The 16,189-nt window shown below is 40.5% G+C and carries 16 protein-coding genes; 3 read left to right on the top strand and 13 right to left on the bottom strand.

Annotated elements, in window-relative coordinates; all coding sequences use genetic code 11:
* Nucleotides 1-74 precede the first annotated feature (74 nt).
* From holB to yceD, 12 genes are all read right to left on the bottom strand, one after another.
* Nucleotides 75-1,058: a DNA polymerase III subunit delta' gene (gene holB / locus INT04_RS01405; RefSeq protein ID WP_193014371.1), complete on the bottom strand. Its 984-nt coding sequence runs from the start codon at nucleotides 1,056-1,058 to the stop codon at nucleotides 75-77.
* Nucleotides 1,055-1,702 (bottom strand): dTMP kinase, encoded by a 648-nt coding sequence (tmk, locus tag INT04_RS01400; protein WP_193014370.1) that lies wholly within the window; start codon nucleotides 1,700-1,702, stop codon nucleotides 1,055-1,057. Before tmk ends, holB begins: the two co-directional genes overlap by 4 nt.
* A gap of 2 nt (nucleotides 1,703-1,704) precedes the next feature.
* Nucleotides 1,705-2,727 carry an endolytic transglycosylase MltG gene (gene mltG / locus INT04_RS01395; protein ID WP_193014369.1) on the bottom strand — a complete coding sequence of 341 codons (1,023 nt, stop codon included), beginning with the start codon at nucleotides 2,725-2,727 and terminating at the stop codon, nucleotides 1,705-1,707.
* A 17-nt stretch (nucleotides 2,728-2,744) separates the two neighbouring features.
* A complete protein-coding gene (gene pabC, locus INT04_RS01390; RefSeq protein WP_193014368.1) occupies nucleotides 2,745-3,572 on the bottom strand; it encodes an aminodeoxychorismate lyase in 828 nt (275 codons plus the stop codon).
* A gap of 133 nt (nucleotides 3,573-3,705) precedes the next feature.
* A complete protein-coding gene (fabF, locus tag INT04_RS01385; RefSeq protein ID WP_193014367.1) occupies nucleotides 3,706-4,947 on the bottom strand; it encodes a beta-ketoacyl-ACP synthase II in 1,242 nt (413 codons plus the stop codon).
* Between the two features lie 74 nt (nucleotides 4,948-5,021).
* Nucleotides 5,022-5,258 (bottom strand): acyl carrier protein, encoded by a 237-nt coding sequence (acpP, locus tag INT04_RS01380; RefSeq protein ID WP_004247087.1) that lies wholly within the window; start codon nucleotides 5,256-5,258, stop codon nucleotides 5,022-5,024.
* Nucleotides 5,259-5,415: 157 nt separating this feature from the next.
* Complete coding sequence (gene fabG, locus INT04_RS01375) at nucleotides 5,416-6,150, bottom strand: 3-oxoacyl-ACP reductase FabG (RefSeq protein WP_193014366.1); 735 nt, start codon at nucleotides 6,148-6,150, stop codon at nucleotides 5,416-5,418.
* 8 nt (nucleotides 6,151-6,158) lie between these two features.
* Complete coding sequence (gene fabD, locus INT04_RS01370; protein WP_193014365.1) at nucleotides 6,159-7,091, bottom strand: ACP S-malonyltransferase; 933 nt, start codon at nucleotides 7,089-7,091, stop codon at nucleotides 6,159-6,161.
* A 19-nt stretch (nucleotides 7,092-7,110) separates the two neighbouring features.
* On the bottom strand, nucleotides 7,111-8,064 hold the full coding sequence (locus INT04_RS01365; protein WP_193014364.1) for a beta-ketoacyl-ACP synthase III: 954 nt from the start codon (nucleotides 8,062-8,064) through the stop codon (nucleotides 7,111-7,113).
* A gap of 4 nt (nucleotides 8,065-8,068) precedes the next feature.
* Nucleotides 8,069-9,106, bottom strand: a complete 1,038-nt coding sequence (plsX, locus tag INT04_RS01360; RefSeq protein WP_193014363.1) for a phosphate acyltransferase PlsX — start codon at nucleotides 9,104-9,106, stop codon at nucleotides 8,069-8,071.
* A gap of 24 nt (nucleotides 9,107-9,130) precedes the next feature.
* Complete coding sequence (rpmF, locus tag INT04_RS01355; protein WP_006537252.1) at nucleotides 9,131-9,301, bottom strand: 50S ribosomal protein L32; 171 nt, start codon at nucleotides 9,299-9,301, stop codon at nucleotides 9,131-9,133.
* A gap of 5 nt (nucleotides 9,302-9,306) precedes the next feature.
* Nucleotides 9,307-9,840 carry a 23S rRNA accumulation protein YceD gene (gene yceD / locus INT04_RS01350; protein WP_193014362.1) on the bottom strand — a complete coding sequence of 178 codons (534 nt, stop codon included), beginning with the start codon at nucleotides 9,838-9,840 and terminating at the stop codon, nucleotides 9,307-9,309.
* Nucleotides 9,841-9,981: 141 nt separating this feature from the next.
* Between yceD and INT04_RS01345 the strand changes: the two genes are divergently transcribed.
* Both INT04_RS01345 and INT04_RS01340 read left to right on the top strand, forming a co-directional pair.
* Nucleotides 9,982-10,581: a Maf family protein gene (locus INT04_RS01345; RefSeq protein ID WP_193014361.1), complete on the top strand. Its 600-nt coding sequence runs from the start codon at nucleotides 9,982-9,984 to the stop codon at nucleotides 10,579-10,581.
* Between the two features lie 44 nt (nucleotides 10,582-10,625).
* The gene (locus INT04_RS01340; protein WP_193014360.1) at nucleotides 10,626-11,027 is read left to right on the top strand and encodes a hypothetical protein; all 402 of its coding nucleotides are present in this window, start codon (nucleotides 10,626-10,628) and stop codon (nucleotides 11,025-11,027) included.
* A gap of 104 nt (nucleotides 11,028-11,131) precedes the next feature.
* On the opposite strand, the gene rluC is transcribed toward INT04_RS01340, so the two are convergent.
* On the bottom strand, nucleotides 11,132-12,085 hold the full coding sequence (rluC, locus tag INT04_RS01335; RefSeq protein WP_193014359.1) for a 23S rRNA pseudouridine(955/2504/2580) synthase RluC: 954 nt from the start codon (nucleotides 12,083-12,085) through the stop codon (nucleotides 11,132-11,134).
* 531 nt (nucleotides 12,086-12,616) lie between these two features.
* Between rluC and rne the strand changes: the two genes are divergently transcribed.
* Nucleotides 12,617-16,114, top strand: coding sequence for a ribonuclease E (rne, locus tag INT04_RS01330; protein WP_193014358.1), 3,498 nt, complete (start codon nucleotides 12,617-12,619; stop codon nucleotides 16,112-16,114).
* The last annotated feature ends 75 nt before the right edge of the window (nucleotides 16,115-16,189 follow it).

The raw sequence follows: 16,189 nt of genomic DNA, 5'->3' as shown, positions 1-16,189 counted from the left end.
TACTCTCATTTATCTGATATGACTTATAGATGTTATTTATTACAGCTAAACCGCAATTAATTTTATATGACGGATTAATTTCGTGTTACTAACTGATTTTCCCAATCTAGCAGTTGTTCTGCCAGTAATAATTCTTTGTTTAAGGCAGGAATAGTCATTATTTGATAACGACACTGTTTCCAGCCATCAATTGTGGTTAACAATACAGATGAAGGCCATTGTGATAATGCCATAATTAAAGGCTGTTGATCTTGGTTAACACAATAGGCTTGTGCATTTGTTTGATATTTTAATGCATCAAGTAACAGTGATAATAACCAGTACAATCGGCGATCAATATTATCTTGATTTAATTGTGGTAAAAATACATATAAATCATGTTGTTGTAAGCTGGTTTGTAACGCTTGACAGAAGGTATTTCTTTCTTGCCATTCATCTTTTAATAATGACAACGCCAAAAGAGGAGCTTGTTGCGATAAATTAAGCGCTGTTACCCCATTGGCATAAGTCATATTCGGTAACTGTTGCTGTAACCAATGTATTGCCGGCTGAATATCTGGCGTTGATAAATGGTAACAGAAACAACGACTACGTAATGTCGCTAATAAAACTTCAGGCTGTTGGCAATTCATTAAAAAATAAGTATTTTTAGGTGGCTCTTCTAACGTTTTTAACAATGCATTTGCTGCAGCTTCAGTTAATGCTTCGACATTTTTTATCCAAACCACTCTGGCACCACTTTGTTGAGCATGGTGTTCTAGTTTTTCAGTGATTTTTCTGACCGCTTCAATACCCACTGATGACTTACCTTTTTCACTTTGTAAAATATGCCAATCAGGGTGTGTTTCAGCAAGCATCAAGCGACAGCTATGGCACTCGTTACAACTTTTTAATCCCTGTTTATTCTGACACATTAACCAACGACTTAAGCCATAAGAGAGTGCCTCTGCCCCCATCCCTTCTGTTGCATGTAAAAGCAGAGCGTGATGACCTCGCCCTTCTTGATACATACTAATAAGTTGCCGATATGCCTGATTTAACCAAGGATACCAATTCATGATACTTTATTTTCCTGCTGGACTAACCATGTGGTTAGCGTTTGGCGGATATCTGCTTGTACTTTTTCGATAACTTGTGATGCATCAATGGTGATAATAGTCTCATCACCTTTAGCTAAGGCCTGATAACGCTCACGAGTACGATAAAAGAAGTCCATCGATTCTTTTTCAATTCGGTCTAACTCACCACGAGCCCTTGCTCTCGCTAAACCAATAGCAGGATCTAAATCAAGGTATAACGTCAAATCAGGGCGAAAATCACCAAGAACCGTATTACGAAGTGACAGCATAAGATCTTTATCCAAACCTCGTCCCCCACCTTGATAGGCTTGCGAAGAGAGATCATGCCTATCACCAATCACCCATTTCCCCTCGGCAAGGGCAGGTTTTATCACATTTTCGATAAGCTGAACGCGTGCGGCATATAACATTAATAATTCGGCTTTATCTGTAACTTTTTCGCCTTCAATACCTTGTTTGATAAGTTCACGCAATTTTTCTGCGAGCGGTGTGCCACCAGGCTCACGAGTAAATGCTAAGTTAGTAATGTTTTTTTCTTTTAATGTATCAATAACGGTTTGAATTGCACTGGTTTTTCCAGCGCCTTCTAATCCTTCAATTACAATAAATTTACTGTTGTTCATAATTATCTTTGTTGTAAGCGTCGATATTGTGCGACGGCTTTATTGTGTTCATTAAGTGTGGTTGAAAATTTATGACCACCCGTTCCATCAGCAACAAAATAAAGATAACGCGTATCCGCCGGATGTGCAGCAGCTCTAATTGAAGCAACACCTGGCATTGCTATTGGTGTTGGCGGTAATCCATCAATTTGATACGTGTTATAAGGGGTATAACCATTTAAATCACTACGATAAATCGTGCCTCTATATTTATCACCTAAACCATAGATGACCGTTGGGTCGGTCTGTAATCGCATGTTAGTTTTTAATCGATTAACAAAAACAGACGCGACTTTTGTTCTTTCCGCATCAATGCCCGTCTCTTTTTCAATGATTGATGCCATGATAAGCATCTCATAAGCCGATTTATACGGTAAGTCACTATCGCGTTTAATCCACTCTTCTTCTAATGTTTTTTCCATTTGTTGATAGGCACGTTTTAAAATTGCGACGTCTGTCGTACCCGCTGTGTAATGGTATGTATCTGGTGCAAACCAGCCTTCTAAATTCACTATTTCAGACTTTATTCCTATTTCTTGACGCAATTTATCGCTATCCATCGTATGAGCGATAATACTCAATTGAGGTGCTTGTTCAAAGATAGATTGCCAGTCTTTTAAACGGCTACCTTCAATAAAGCGGATTGTAAATTGAGCCTCTTTACCACTCTTGATGAGTAACAAAATATCTCGCAGTGTCATACCTTTTGTTAAACGGTAGGTTCCTGCTTTAAATTGGCTTAGTTCTGGTTTCGCTTTTAATAACATCTGAAAATAATCGCTTTCATTAAGCAGATTATTTTTTATTAATAGTTGCTCCATGGCAACACGCCCTGTTCCTGCTGGCACAGTCAGTAGCATTTCATCTTGTTTTACAACAATATTTTCTTCTAGGCCTCGAATATGTTGCATCATATACAATGCAACTGCACCAAGGCTAATCAATAAGGCAAAAAAAACTATCCATACTATTTTTTTTATCTTCATTTATAACTCATCAAATTCTATTTAAGTGACAAACAGTGTTGTAAAACAACATGATAATACTCTCTACAAGGATACTGATAGCACTTATCATCTGAAAAAGTAATGCGTGAAACTGGGATCACTGGCATCAAGCTATTTGTTAACCAAATTTCATCCGCATGATAAAGGGTTTCCGGTTTCTCTCTCACAATATCAATTTTCCAATGATAATTTTGAGCTATTTGAAAAATCGATTGGCGCATAATGCCATTTACGCCTGAATCTGTAAGATCAGGCGTAAAAAGAGTCTTTCCTTTACGCCAAAAAAGATTAGCAGCATTCGCTTCAACTAAATATCCTTCATTATCACACACCAATACATCATCAAATTCTGTTTTTTCTAAATGATACTTGATAAGCACTTGTTCTAAGCGGTTTAGATGCTTAATACCGGCTAACATGGGATTTCTCCCTAGAGTAACAGGACTAAGACCGAGCGAAACACCTTTATTTTGCTGGTGGCGATAATGTTCAGGATATGATGATAAAGAAGTTATTACTGTTGGTGTAAACAACCCATTAGGAGAATAGCCTCGGCCGCCATAACCACGACTGATAATCACTTTAATAACACCTTTTACTTGGGTATCTGAGGCGATATCAATAATATGGCGTTCTAATTCAGACCAATTAGGATAAGGCAAAAAAAGTACATCACAGCCTTGTTTTAAGCGGTTGATATGTGTAGACAATAAGGTGGGCTTTCCTTTTTCAATAGCCAGTGTAGTAAAACAACCATCACCAAATTGTATTGCTCTGTCACTTGCATCAACATTTTGCTGCTGTTGTCCGTTTACCCAATGCATCTAACACACCTTACATCTATGTTATTGATATCAATCTGCACATGATAAAACAACTGGCAGTAAAAGGACAAAATAAAAGACCCAGAATAATCCTGGGCCTTTAGGCATTTTTCAATTTTCTACAAAAAACGGTTTATACGCGCTTAAAGAGAATTGAACCATTAGTCCCACCAAAGCCAAATGAGTTACACAGAGCATATTCCATGTTCTCAACTTTACGTGCTTTATTGGGAACGAAATCAAGATGACATTTTTCGTCTTGATTATCGAGGTTAATAGTTGGAGGGACGATTTGATCGCGTAGCGAAAGAATAGTAAAGATAGACTCAATCGCTCCAGCAGCACCTAATAAGTGACCTGTCATCGATTTTGTTGAGCTAACTAACACCTCAGTGCCTTTGCCAAATACGTTTTCAACCGCTTGTGCTTCAGCCACATCACCGGCATTTGTTGATGTTCCGTGTGCGTTGATATACCCCACGACTGATGAAGCAATACCTGCATCTTTCAGTGCGTTTGTCATCGCCAACGCACCACCTTCGCCATTTTCTGCTGGTGAAGTCATGTGATAAGCATCACTGCTCATACCAAAACCAACCACTTCAGCATAAATTTTAGCGCCACGGTTTTTAGCGTGTTCGTATTCTTCTAAAACGAGAACACCCGCACCATCACCTAACACGAAACCATCACGATCTTTATCCCATGGACGGCTAGCCGCTTGAGGGTTATCGTTACGTGTAGATAATGCACGAACTGCACCAAAGCCACCCAAACCTAATGGTGTGGTTGCTTTTTCAGCACCGCCTGCGAGCATTGCATCTGCATCACCATAAGCGATAATACGTGCAGCATGTCCAATATTATGAACACCTGATGTACATGCAGTTGCGATAGAGATTGTAGGGCCACGAAGACCATACATAATGCTTAGATGTCCTGCAACCATGTTAATAATAGTTGAAGGTACAAAGAATGGGCTAATTTTACGAGGTCCACCATTTGTCATTGACGTGTGGTTTTCTTCGATAAGGCCTAAGCCACCAATACCAGAACCAATAGCAGCTCCAATACGACTTGCATTGGCTTCTGTTACTTCAAGACCTGAATCCGCCATGGCTTGCACACCAGCTGCAATACCATATTGAATAAAAAGATCCATCTTGCGCGCGTCTTTACGCGAAAGATTATAATCTTCATGATTGAAATCTTTAACCAATCCTGCGAATTTAGTCGCATGATGACTGGTGTCAAAATCTTCGATAAGGCCGATACCACTCTGTCCGGCACACACCGCTTCCCAAGAAGCTTCTGCGTTATTACCGACAGGAGATAACATGCCTAGTCCGGTCACAACTACACGACGCTTAGACACGCTTATCCTCCAAGGAGGGAAAAAGTTTAGGATTAAAAATATAGGCGGTCGAGTGACCGCCTAGATTAGCAAGCTTATTTACCTGCGTTTTCAACGTAATCAATAGCAGCTTGAACTGTAGTAATTTTTTCTGCTTCTTCGTCTGGGATTTCGATATCGAATTCTTCTTCCAGAGCCATTACCAGCTCAACTGTGTCAAGAGAATCAGCGCCTAAGTCATCAACAAATGAAGCCGAATTTACAACTTCTTCCTCTTTAACACCCAGTTGTTCTACAATGATTTTCTTAACGCGTTCGTCGATAGTGCTCATACTATTAAATTTCCTATCAAAACTCGCTTGCGCGATGATTTTCTTAGTTTATAAATACAGGAAAAGATCTAACCAATCCCGACTGTGTGGACTACTTTATTCGCTATATTTTGCATTATATTGTACGCAAAAAGCAAATATAAAGACGTCCCCATAATTAGATCATGTACATGCCACCATTGACATGCAATGTTTCACCCGTGATATAGCTTGCTTCATCAGAAGCTAAGAAAGCTACAGCACTGGCAATCTCTTTGGCATCACCTAAACGGTTAGCAGGAACTTGAGATAAAATACCTGCTTTTTGGTCTTCTGTTAATGCTCTAGTCATATCAGTTTCGATAAAACCAGGTGCAACAACATTCACCGTAATGCCACGGGAAGCAACTTCGCGTGCTAATGATTTACTAAAACCAATCACACCCGCTTTTGCCGCCGCGTAGTTTGCCTGTCCTGCGTTACCCATGGTTCCAACAACAGAACCAATGGTAATTATACGACCATAACGTTTTTTCATCATAGCACGCATAACTGCTTTAGACAGACGGAAGACTGATGAAAGATTTGTGTCAATAATATCTTGCCACTCGTCATCTTTCATGCGCATCAACAGGTTATCACGAGTAATACCTGCATTATTGACCAAAATATCAATTTCGCCAAATTCAGCACGCACATCTGCTAAAAATTTTTCGATAGAGTCGTTTTCTGTGACATTTAACACAAAACCTTTACCTTTATCGCCTAAATATTCGCTGATAGCTTGCGCACCATTTTCACTCGTTGCGGTGCCAATTACGATTGCGCCACGTGCAACTAAATCTTCTGCAATCGCACGGCCGATACCACGGCTTGCACCAGTAACTAGCGCTATTTTTCCGTCAAATCCCATGAGATCCCTCAGTCATTTCTTAATGCAGCATCCAATGATGCGATATCATTAACTGCTGTAGCATTCATTTCTTTAGAAATTCGTTTTGTTAAACCCGTTAATACTTTTCCTGGGCCGATTTCTAATAGTTGTGTGATACCTTTTTCAGCAATAAGCTCAACCGTTTCAGTCCAACGAACGGGATTATAAAGCTGACGAACTAACGCATCACGGATAGCATTAGCCTCGGTTTGTGCTTTCACATCAACGTTGTTAACGACCTGAATTTCAGGCTGTTTAAATTCAATTTCTTGTAATGCAACTGCAAGTTTATCCGCTGCAGGTTTCATTAAAGCACAGTGAGAAGGTACGCTCACAGCTAATGGTAAAGCACGTTTAGCACCCGCTTCTTTACATAAAACACCTGCGCGCTCTACGGCGTCTTTGTTACCCGCGATAACAACTTGACCAGGAGAGTTAAAGTTTACAGGTGAAACAACTTGCCCTTGTGCCGCATCTTCGCATGCCTTTGCAATAGCATCATTATCCAGACCAATAATGGCATACATTGCGCCTGTACCTGCAGGTACAGCTTCTTGCATAAGCTGTCCGCGTAATTCTACTAGTTTAATTGCTGCTGCGAAATCAATAACACCCGCACAGACTAAAGCAGAATACTCGCCAAGACTGTGACCTGCCATCATTTGTGGCATTTTGCCTTGTTTTTCTTGCCATACACGCCAAACAGCAACGGATGCTGCTAATAATGCAGGCTGTGTTTTCCACGTTTTGTTTAATTCTTCTTCAGGGCCATTTTGGACGAGATCCCAAAGAGAGTAACCCAATACATCAGATGCTTGAGCAAATGTTTCAGTCACTATCGGATAGTGCTCTGCAAGTTCTGCTAGCATTCCAACAGCTTGCGATCCCTGTCCAGGGAAAACCATTGCAAAATCAGTCATGTTTATTTTCCTGATAATATTAAAAACGGATAAGTGCAGAACCCCAAGTAAAACCTCCACCAAACGCTTCTAGTAAAATTAACTGACCACGTTGGATACGATTATCTCTCACAGCTTCATCTAACGCTGTTGGGACTGATGCTGCTGACGTATTGCCGTGGCGATCTAATGTCACCACTACTTTATCCATTGTCATATCCAGCTTTTTCGCTGTCGCTGAAATAATTCTTAAATTTGCCTGATGAGGCACAAGCCAGTCCAGTTCAGATTTATCAATATTGTTAGCGTCAAGTGTCTCATCCACTATGTGGGCAAGTTCACGAACTGCGACTTTAAAAACTTCATTTCCTGCCATTGTAACGTAAGCAGGTAACTCTTCATTTTCTCTACTCTGGTAAGGCAATGCTAATAAATCGCCAAAACGTCCATCTGAATGTAAATGGGTAGAGATAATGCCGTTTTCTTCTGATGCACCCACTACTGCGGCACCGGCTGCATCACCAAATAAAATAATAGTACCGCGATCTTCAGGATCTAAAGCATGGGATAATCTGTCTGCACCGATAACAAGAGCATGCTTGACAGAACCTGCTTTAATAAATTGATCCGCAATACTTAATGCATAAACAAAACCTGAACATGCCGCAGCAACATCAAAGGCAATACAATCACGGATACCCAGTGTATTTTGAATTTGACATGCAGCACTCGGAAACGCATGTGAACCCGATGTTGTTGCAACGATAATCAAACCAATATCTTGTCTATCAATGCCTGACATTTCTAATGCATTTTCAGCGGCACCTGCCCCCATTACGGCAACGGTTTCTTCTTCTGTTGCAATCCGACGTTCATGAATACCTGTTCGGGTAACAATCCACTCATCAGATGTTTCAACCATTTTTTCTAAATCGGCATTAGTTCGCACTTGTACAGGCAAGTAACTACCAGTACCTAAGATTTTTGTATACATTCTATCAATCGCTCTTGGGTAATACTGTTGTCAGTCGTGAAGCGATCCGTTCTGGGATTTTTCGCTCGACGGCATGAACAGCCTGTTCTATTGCTGCTGTAAACGCGCGTTCATTTGCGCCACCATGGCTTTTAATGACGATACCGCGTAATCCTAACAGAGAAGCACCGTTATACTGGTCGGGGTTCATGTGTCCAAAACGCTTAATTAGCCGTTTTTGTAACCACTTCTTCAATATTTTCATCCACCACGACGTTTTTTTATTTTCGGTAGTAGAAGATTTAATCAATGAAAGGAAAACTCTAATAACCCCTTCCATTGTTTTAAGGGAGACATTACCTGCGAAGCCATCACACACCAGAACATCAGTTTTGCCTGTCAGTAACTCATTACCTTCAACATAACCAATATAATGAATATTAGGTGTCGATTTTAATACTGTAGCGGCTTCGCGGATATTATCTAATCCTTTACTCTCTTCTTCACCAATATTTAAAAGGGCAACTTTAGGTGAATCAATTCCTGCTATTTCTTCAGCCATCACTGCACCCATAATCGCAAACTGTACCAGCATTTTGCTATCACAGTTAACGTTGGCGCCTAAATCAAGAACAACTGTCTTACCTTTTTTCTGGTTAGGCAATATTGACACCAGCGCAGGACGTTCAATTCCATCAATTGCATTAAGCCGAAGTTTTGCTAATCCCATTAATACGCCAGTATTACCTGCACTTACACATGCTTGTGCTTCACCTGTTTTCACCAGATCAAGTGCCACTCGCATTGAAGTTCCTTTACTCGCCCTAATGGCTTGTGAAGGTTTAGCATCATTGGCGACAATATGCTCTGCGGGTATAACGTGTAAACGGGAGATTAGCTCGGCATTTTGATTTGCAAGCAGAGGAGAGATAGAGTCTGGTTGACCTACCAGCAATATTTTTAAATGAGGATTAGATGCCAGCGCCCGCAAACAAGCAGGCACTGTGATGCGAGGACCGAAGTCCCCGCCCATCGCATCTAACGCTATGGTTAGATTTGTCAAGGTATCAACGAGCTATAAAGCTAATTACTTGTTGATAACCTTGCGACCACGGTAGTAACCGTCAGCAGTTACATGGTGACGCAGGTGAGTTTCACCAGAAGTTTTGTCAACTGAAACTTGAGTTACTGTCAGCGCGTCATGAGAACGACGCATACCGCGTTTAGAACGAGTTGGTTTGTTTTGTTGTACGGCCATTGACCTTACTCCTTAGTACTTTTCTTTAAACTGGCTAATACGGCAAATGGGTTTGGTTTCTCTGATAATTCCTCAGGGAGTTCACCAAACACCATATCCGCGTCGGACACTTCACAGTGTTCAAAATCATGTACCGGAACTACCGGCAAGTTGAGGATTATTTCATCTTCAATCATCGCCAGCAAATCTATTTCACCAAATTCGTTTACACCGACTGGTTCATATCCTTCCGGTAATGCCTCGGCCCGTTCATCACTGACAACAGGGCTAAAACAATATGTTGCGTGAACATGATAGGGAAAATGGCCACCACAACGCTGACATTCTAAAGTAACATCCACATCGGAATGTCCTTTAATCACGGCAAGACGCTGATGGTCTATATCAAATGATAAAGCCACATCAATATTACTGTCCACACTGACCACTGATTCAGCTAAGCGGCTTACTTGCTCTGGAGAATAATGACCGTCATAGTCTAAACTCTTCTGAGCGGCTCGCAGCGCATCAATGGTCAGGGGTAATTTTACCTTTTGCATAAGGCGCGCATATTATCTTTGTAATGGAATATAGTCAAAGAAAAAGGCGGTTTATCTACACCTTTCCACCAAAATTCGCTTTATCAGCGGCGCATAGTTTAGAATGTCAGGCATCATTTTGCTACGGATTTTAAAAAAAATATGTTGCCACTCGTTCTTGCGTCTACTTCACCCTTTCGAGCTCAGTTGCTGAAAAAGCTTGGAATGCCTTTTATACAGGCGTCTCCAGAAATTAACGAAACCCCAATGCCCACAGAGTGTGCACACGATCTTGTTACTCGCTTATCCTATGAAAAAGCCAGCGCTTTACAAGCTAAATTTCCACATCACCTTATAATTGGTTCTGATCAAGTTTGTGTGCTGAATAAAAAAATCACGGGCAAGCCCCATAATTTTGATAATGCTTTTACACAATTAAAACAAGCATCAGGGCAATGTGTCTCGTTTTATACCGGATTAACAGTATATAATAGCTTAACTTTAGAGCATCAAACACATTGTGAATTATTTCAAGTCTACTTTCGCCATTTAACAGATGATGAAATTACCTGCTATTTAAATAAAGAAATGCCTTTCAATTGTGCCGGAAGTTTTAAATCAGAGGGGTTAGGTATCACCCTTTTTGATAAGTTCGAAGGGGATGATCCAAATTCTTTAATTGGTTTACCACTTATCCGATTGAATAAAATGTTACTCTCGCAAAGAATAAACCCATTATTTTTCTCTGATGATCAAAAATAATTTGCTCATCTTATTTTTAATCTTATGTAGCGATAAAGCGTATTATGAATAAACTAACATCAGTCTTAACAGCATTAGTGATGGCAGCAGCATTAGTAAGTTGTTCTGATGAAAAAGATACTGAGATATCCACAACTAAGACGGCTAGCACAGCAAGTATTCTTCAAGACAGTGTAGTTTCAGATAAAAAAGACGACAACGTGTCCTCATTTAAAAAGAATTTTGTCAGCAGCTGTCTATTAGGTTCAGGCATTACTGATGATGCACTGATGCCTCAAATTATCGAAGTGTGTGGATGTACTTACGATAGCATCATTAAAAATTACGGTATTACAGAGTTTATCCGTGTTGACATGGAAATGCGTAAAAACGGTTCTAAATCACTCCCTAAAGAGTGGGACATTGATAAAATTGTTGAGCAATGCATGACTAAAGTAGAGGGCTAATCGTGTTTTAGTTTGCCGTTTTTTTTCAGTCCATTTAAGCAATACGCCCAGCTAATTGGGCGCATTGAACTTTCGGATTTTCTGCCGCAATAAAAATGAGCGGCTTAAGATTTTTGACTACGTAATACTTGTAAACAATGACGTAATTGATTATCCATAGGCGCTTCAATTCGCATTTGTTCGCCCGTTGATGGGTGAGTAAACGTTAAAGAACTTGCATGTAAAAATAAACGATTAAGTTTTGTTCCTACCAATTGAGTATCAAAATTACGATCACCATAGCGATCATCAAATGCAATAGGATGACCTGCATGTAATGCATGAACACGAATTTGGTGTGTTCTTCCTGTCACAGGACTGGCTTTTACCAGCGTAGAAAACTCAAAACGTTCTTCCACTTTAAAACGTGTTTCTGAAGGCTTACCTTCATTACTTACTTTCACTATACGCTCACCACTTTGTAAAATATTTTTCAATAAAGGAGCTTGCACGACTTTAGCATGAGATTGCCACTCTCCGCGTACTAATGCTAAGTAATCTTTTTGCATCTGTTTTAAGCGTAATTGCTCATGTAATGCACGTAATGCCGAGCGTTTTTTCGCAATTAACAATACGCCAGAGGTATCTCTGTCAAGACGATGCACTAGCTCTAAAAACCGAGCTTCTGGGCGTAATGCACGTAATCCTTCAATAACACCAAAGCTTAATCCACTTCCACCGTGCACTGCCGTACCTGATGGCTTATTAATCAGCATTAGGTGATCATCTTCATATAAAATACAATTTGTGAGTGCTGCAACTTTATCTAATTTTGGTGAAACCGCAATTTCTTCTTTTTCAGCTACTCGTACCGGTGGAATGCGAAGGATATCACCCGCATTCAATTTATATTCTGGTTTAATTCGCCCTTTATTAACCCGAACCTCCCCTTTACGGATAATTCGGTAAATCATACTTTTTGGTACACCTTTTAAGCGTGCCAGTAAAAAATTGTCGATACGCTGGCCGGCTTCATCGCCATCAATGGTGACGAACTGAACTTGATTAAATGATTTCATAGTGGCGATTCTTGGGCTCTCTTAAAATAAAAATTACAAATAACTTAATGGTGCGCAAAATAACATCAATTCTGCCGTCTATTTTAACCTGAATAATGGGAAAAAGACGAAACATTAGCTAATCTCTCATATTTATACAGAAAAAGTCACCAAAGCGGAAAAGTCATCTTGCTATCACCCTAACACCAATGGAATAATGCAGACTCTCCTGATTATGTTTATCAGGTATATTTATGAAAATTTTGTTTGTTTGATTTTCAAAATGCAGCAATGGCGTAAGACATAGTCGAAAATCAAACAATTTAGTATGCCACAAATACATCGCTTATTGAGTTGAAACATCGTGTTCAATTAAAGAGTGCTGAATTTTTGAACTAAAAATCAGACTCACCGAGATATTGCACCTCTATACAATCGACAGCCGTGAGGTTGACGCATTTGTAAAAGACACGAGGTCATCGGTTATCAATAGTGTAATTACGTATGTTAGTGGCACATTATAAAACGTGAAAATAACGAGTAAGTCACAATATGAAAAGAATGTTAATTAACGCAACTCAGCAGGAAGAGTTGCGTGTTGCCCTTGTGGATGGGCAACGCTTGTACGATCTGGATATCGAAAGCCCCGGTCATGAACAGAAAAAAGCGAATATCTATAAAGGTAAAATCACTCGAATTGAACCCAGCCTAGAAGCCGCTTTTGTTGATTATGGTGCGGAACGTCACGGTTTCCTTCCTATTAAAGAAATAGCCCGCGAATATTTTCCTAGTAATTATCACTCCCATGGTCGTCCTAACATCAAAGATGTCTTAAAAGAAGGTCAGGAAGTCATTGTTCAAGTTGATAAAGAAGAGCGTGGTAATAAAGGTGCAGCATTAACGACCTTTATCAGCCTTGCCGGTAGTTATTTGGTATTAATGCCAAATAATCCTCGTGCAGGTGGTATTTCTCGTCGTATCGAAGGTGAAGACCGTACTGAACTCAAAGAAGCCTTATCAAGCCTTGAAATTCCGGATGGAATGGGCCTGATTGTGCGTACTGCGGGTGTGGGTAAATCAGCCGAATCACTACAACAAGACTTAAGTTATCGTTTAAGACACTGGGATGCCATTAAAAAAGCGGCAGAGAATCGCCCAGCACCTTTTTTAATTCATCAGGAAAGTAATGTTATTGTTCGCGCATTCCGTGACTATTTACGCCCTGACATTGGTGAAATCTTAATCGACAATGCTAAAGTTGTTGAAATGGCGCGTAGTCATATCGAAGCAATTGGCCGTGGTGATTTTGCCAGCAAAATTCGTCATTACACAGGTGCAGTTCCTCTGTTTAGTCATTACCAGATTGAATCACAAATTGAATCTGCGTTTCAGCGTGAAGTACGTTTACCTTCCGGTGGTGCATTAGTTATTGATACTACTGAAGCATTAACGGCTATTGATATAAACTCCTCGCGCTCTACTCGTGGTGGTGATATTGAAGAAACTGCCTTTAATACTAACCTAGAAGCCGCTGATGAAATTGCTCGTCAATTACGCTTGCGTGACCTAGGCGGATTAATTGTTATCGACTTTATTGATATGACGCCAGTGCGCCATCAACGTGAAGTTGAAAACAGGATGCGTGAGGCTGTACGCCAAGACCGTGCTCGTATTCAAATTGGACGTATTTCTCGCTTTGGTTTATTAGAGATGTCGCGCCAACGTTTAAGCCCTTCATTGGGTGAATCTAGCCATCATGTTTGTCCTCGTTGCTTAGGCACAGGAACCATCCGTGATAACGAATCACTGTCTCTTTCTGTGCTACGTCTGATTGAAGAAGAAGCGCTGAAAGAAAATACTCATGAAGTGCATGCTATTGTGCCCGTTCAAATCGCCTCTTATTTGCTTAACGAAAAACGTAAAGCCGTTACTGACATTGAACTGCGTCAATCTAACGTTAAAGTGATTATTGTCCCTAATGACCAAATGCAAACCCCTCATTTCTCTGTTGTTCGTGTACGTAAAGGCGAAGAGATTACGTCGCTTAGCTATAATTTAGCGCAATTCCACGAAAATCAGTCAAATGAAGCTGAAGATGATGTTGTTGCAGAGCGTAAAGCACCTGAACAACCGGCTATCTCAGCCTTTGGATTACAAGAAGAAGACACAACTGAAACGGCAAAAAACAAAAAAACGCTGCCTACCCAAGCTGCCCCTGTTAAATCAGAACAAGTACAAAGCGCAGGTTTCTTTGCTTCTATTGCAAAATTCTTCTCTAACTTATTTGGTAGTGAACCAGAACCAACTGTGACTAAAGAACAGCCACAGGAAAATAAGAAAGAGAGTAATGATAATCGTCGTGATCGTCGTAACAACAATAATCGACGTAACAACAATAATCGCCGTGATCGCGACAACGACCGTAATCGTGATAACGACCGCAATCGTGATAACGACCGCAATCGTGATAATGACCGCAATCGTGATAATACGAACAGCGAAGATAACCGTAAAAATCGCAATCAGAAACCGCAAAATGCAGTAACAACTGAAGCAAATAGCGAACAAGAGATTGCGGAACGCGAAGCTCGCCGTCAGCAACGTCGTGAACAGCGTGCAGAACAACGTCGTCGCCAAGAAGAAAAACGCCAACAACAACAAGAAGCCGCTAAAACACAAGTTGCTGTTGCTGAAAATGAAACAGATGCTAAAGACAGCGTAGAAGAGAAGAAGGAAGAACCTCGTCGCCCTGCCATGCAACGTCGGACTCGCCGCCAGTTAACGCAATCTATTCGTGTTACTGACAACGATAGTGCTTTACCTGTTGCACCTGTAACAACAGAAAAACCTGTTTCTGAGCCACCCGTTGCCACAACACCAACTAAAGCTGTTTCTACTGAAAAAGTAGCCCCTAAAGCCGTAGTTGTTGCAAATGTTGAAACAAATGAAACGCAAGCAGTAAAAGCGGTATCTGATACCTCAAAATCACACGATGACAGTAAAAATGAAGATAACAACGGGCAAGATAATGTGATGCCTCGCCGTTCTCGTCGTTCACCTCGTCATTTGCGTGTAAGTGGTCAACGTCGTCGCCGTTATCGTGATGAGCGTACCTTAACAGTATCACCAATGCCTCTAGCTATGGCGGTTGCCTCTCCTGAACTAGCTTCAGGTAAAGTGTTTATTCGTTATCCTGTGACACCAATAAGCGATGCGGCATTTGTTGAAAACACCAATGAATACTTTGGTGAAAAGAACATCATTACTCATGCTGATCCCCAGATGGTCGCTATTGCACCAGCTGTTTCAGAAGTCATTGTTGCTGATATTGCTCAGACAGAAACAGCTGAATCAACTTACTCTGTCACTGTGAGCACTGAGTCAACAACTGATGCTGATGCTGTTGCTGAGATTGTCGCTATAGCACCGCAATCAGCATCAACAGACGTCAATGAAAACACTGTTGATGAAAGTGTTGTCGATAATGTGATTAATGAAGTAAATACAGAAGATCACGTCACCCGTAAAGAAAATATTTCAGCCGTATTAAATACAACTGAAGCTTATATGCATGAAGCTTCACAACAAGCTGAAAACGTTGTTGAGACGAAAGAAGTTGCACAAATGGCCACTACAGCAGTAGAAAGTGATCAAAATGAAACATCGGCTCTTGAATCACAACCTGTTGTTACACCAATTGCAACTGAAGAAAACGCTGAACCGTGCAAAGAAAGTCATGTTGAAGACGTTGTTGAAGCTGTTATTGAAAATAAACCTGAAGAAAATGCAGAACCTGTAGTAGAAGCGGAACCAGTAAAAGAAAGCAAACCTGCTACTGTCGTTATTCGTCAAGAGCCTATTGTGCGCCAACTACGTGCAAGCTCACCAATGACAAAAGCACCAGCGTCTGATAATGCTCCTGCAGAAATCGAAATCAAAGCATGGGACGCTCGTCCTGCTTTTGATAAGAAAGGCCGTACAGGTGCGGGTGGACATAGTTCGACTAATCATGCTTCTTCGGTCATGACTAAAGCTGAAAGTCAAAAATGATAATAAAGTGTTATTAAGAATATCTTAATAATACTTCTAAATTGAGAACCCACTTTTTAGTGGGTTCTTTTTTTT

This window comes from Proteus sp. FME41, assembly GCF_014897315.1.
Lineage (GTDB): Bacteria > Pseudomonadota > Gammaproteobacteria > Enterobacterales > Enterobacteriaceae > Proteus.
The sequence above is the reverse complement of the archived record's forward strand: the minus strand, read 5'-3'. Positions and strand labels throughout refer to the sequence as shown.

What these genes read in the sequence shown, in the direction of transcription:
- pabC (WP_193014368.1), bottom strand. Translation starts at nt 3,572, where the DNA reads ATGCATTGGGTAAACGGACAACAGCAGCAAAATGTTGATGCAAGTGAC.
- INT04_RS01365 (WP_193014364.1), bottom strand. Translation starts at nt 8,064, where the DNA reads ATGTATACAAAAATCTTAGGTACTGGTAGTTACTTGCCTGTACAAGTG.
- holB (WP_193014371.1), bottom strand. Translation starts at nt 1,058, where the DNA reads ATGAATTGGTATCCTTGGTTAAATCAGGCATATCGGCAACTTATTAGT.
- fabG (WP_193014366.1), bottom strand. Translation starts at nt 6,150, where the DNA reads ATGGGATTTGACGGAAAAATAGCGCTAGTTACTGGTGCAAGCCGTGGT.
- acpP (WP_004247087.1), bottom strand. Translation starts at nt 5,258, where the DNA reads ATGAGCACTATCGACGAACGCGTTAAGAAAATCATTGTAGAACAACTG.
- yceD (WP_193014362.1), bottom strand. Translation starts at nt 9,840, where the DNA reads ATGCAAAAGGTAAAATTACCCCTGACCATTGATGCGCTGCGAGCCGCT.
- rne (WP_193014358.1), top strand. Translation starts at nt 12,617, where the DNA reads ATGAAAAGAATGTTAATTAACGCAACTCAGCAGGAAGAGTTGCGTGTT.
- mltG (WP_193014369.1), bottom strand. Translation starts at nt 2,727, where the DNA reads ATGAAGATAAAAAAAATAGTATGGATAGTTTTTTTTGCCTTATTGATT.
- fabD (WP_193014365.1), bottom strand. Translation starts at nt 7,091, where the DNA reads ATGACTGATTTTGCAATGGTTTTCCCTGGACAGGGATCGCAAGCTGTT.
- rluC (WP_193014359.1), bottom strand. Translation starts at nt 12,085, where the DNA reads ATGAAATCATTTAATCAAGTTCAGTTCGTCACCATTGATGGCGATGAA.
- rpmF (WP_006537252.1), bottom strand. Translation starts at nt 9,301, where the DNA reads ATGGCCGTACAACAAAACAAACCAACTCGTTCTAAACGCGGTATGCGT.
- INT04_RS01345 (WP_193014361.1), top strand. Translation starts at nt 9,982, where the DNA reads ATGTTGCCACTCGTTCTTGCGTCTACTTCACCCTTTCGAGCTCAGTTG.
- INT04_RS01340 (WP_193014360.1), top strand. Translation starts at nt 10,626, where the DNA reads ATGAATAAACTAACATCAGTCTTAACAGCATTAGTGATGGCAGCAGCA.
- tmk (WP_193014370.1), bottom strand. Translation starts at nt 1,702, where the DNA reads ATGAACAACAGTAAATTTATTGTAATTGAAGGATTAGAAGGCGCTGGA.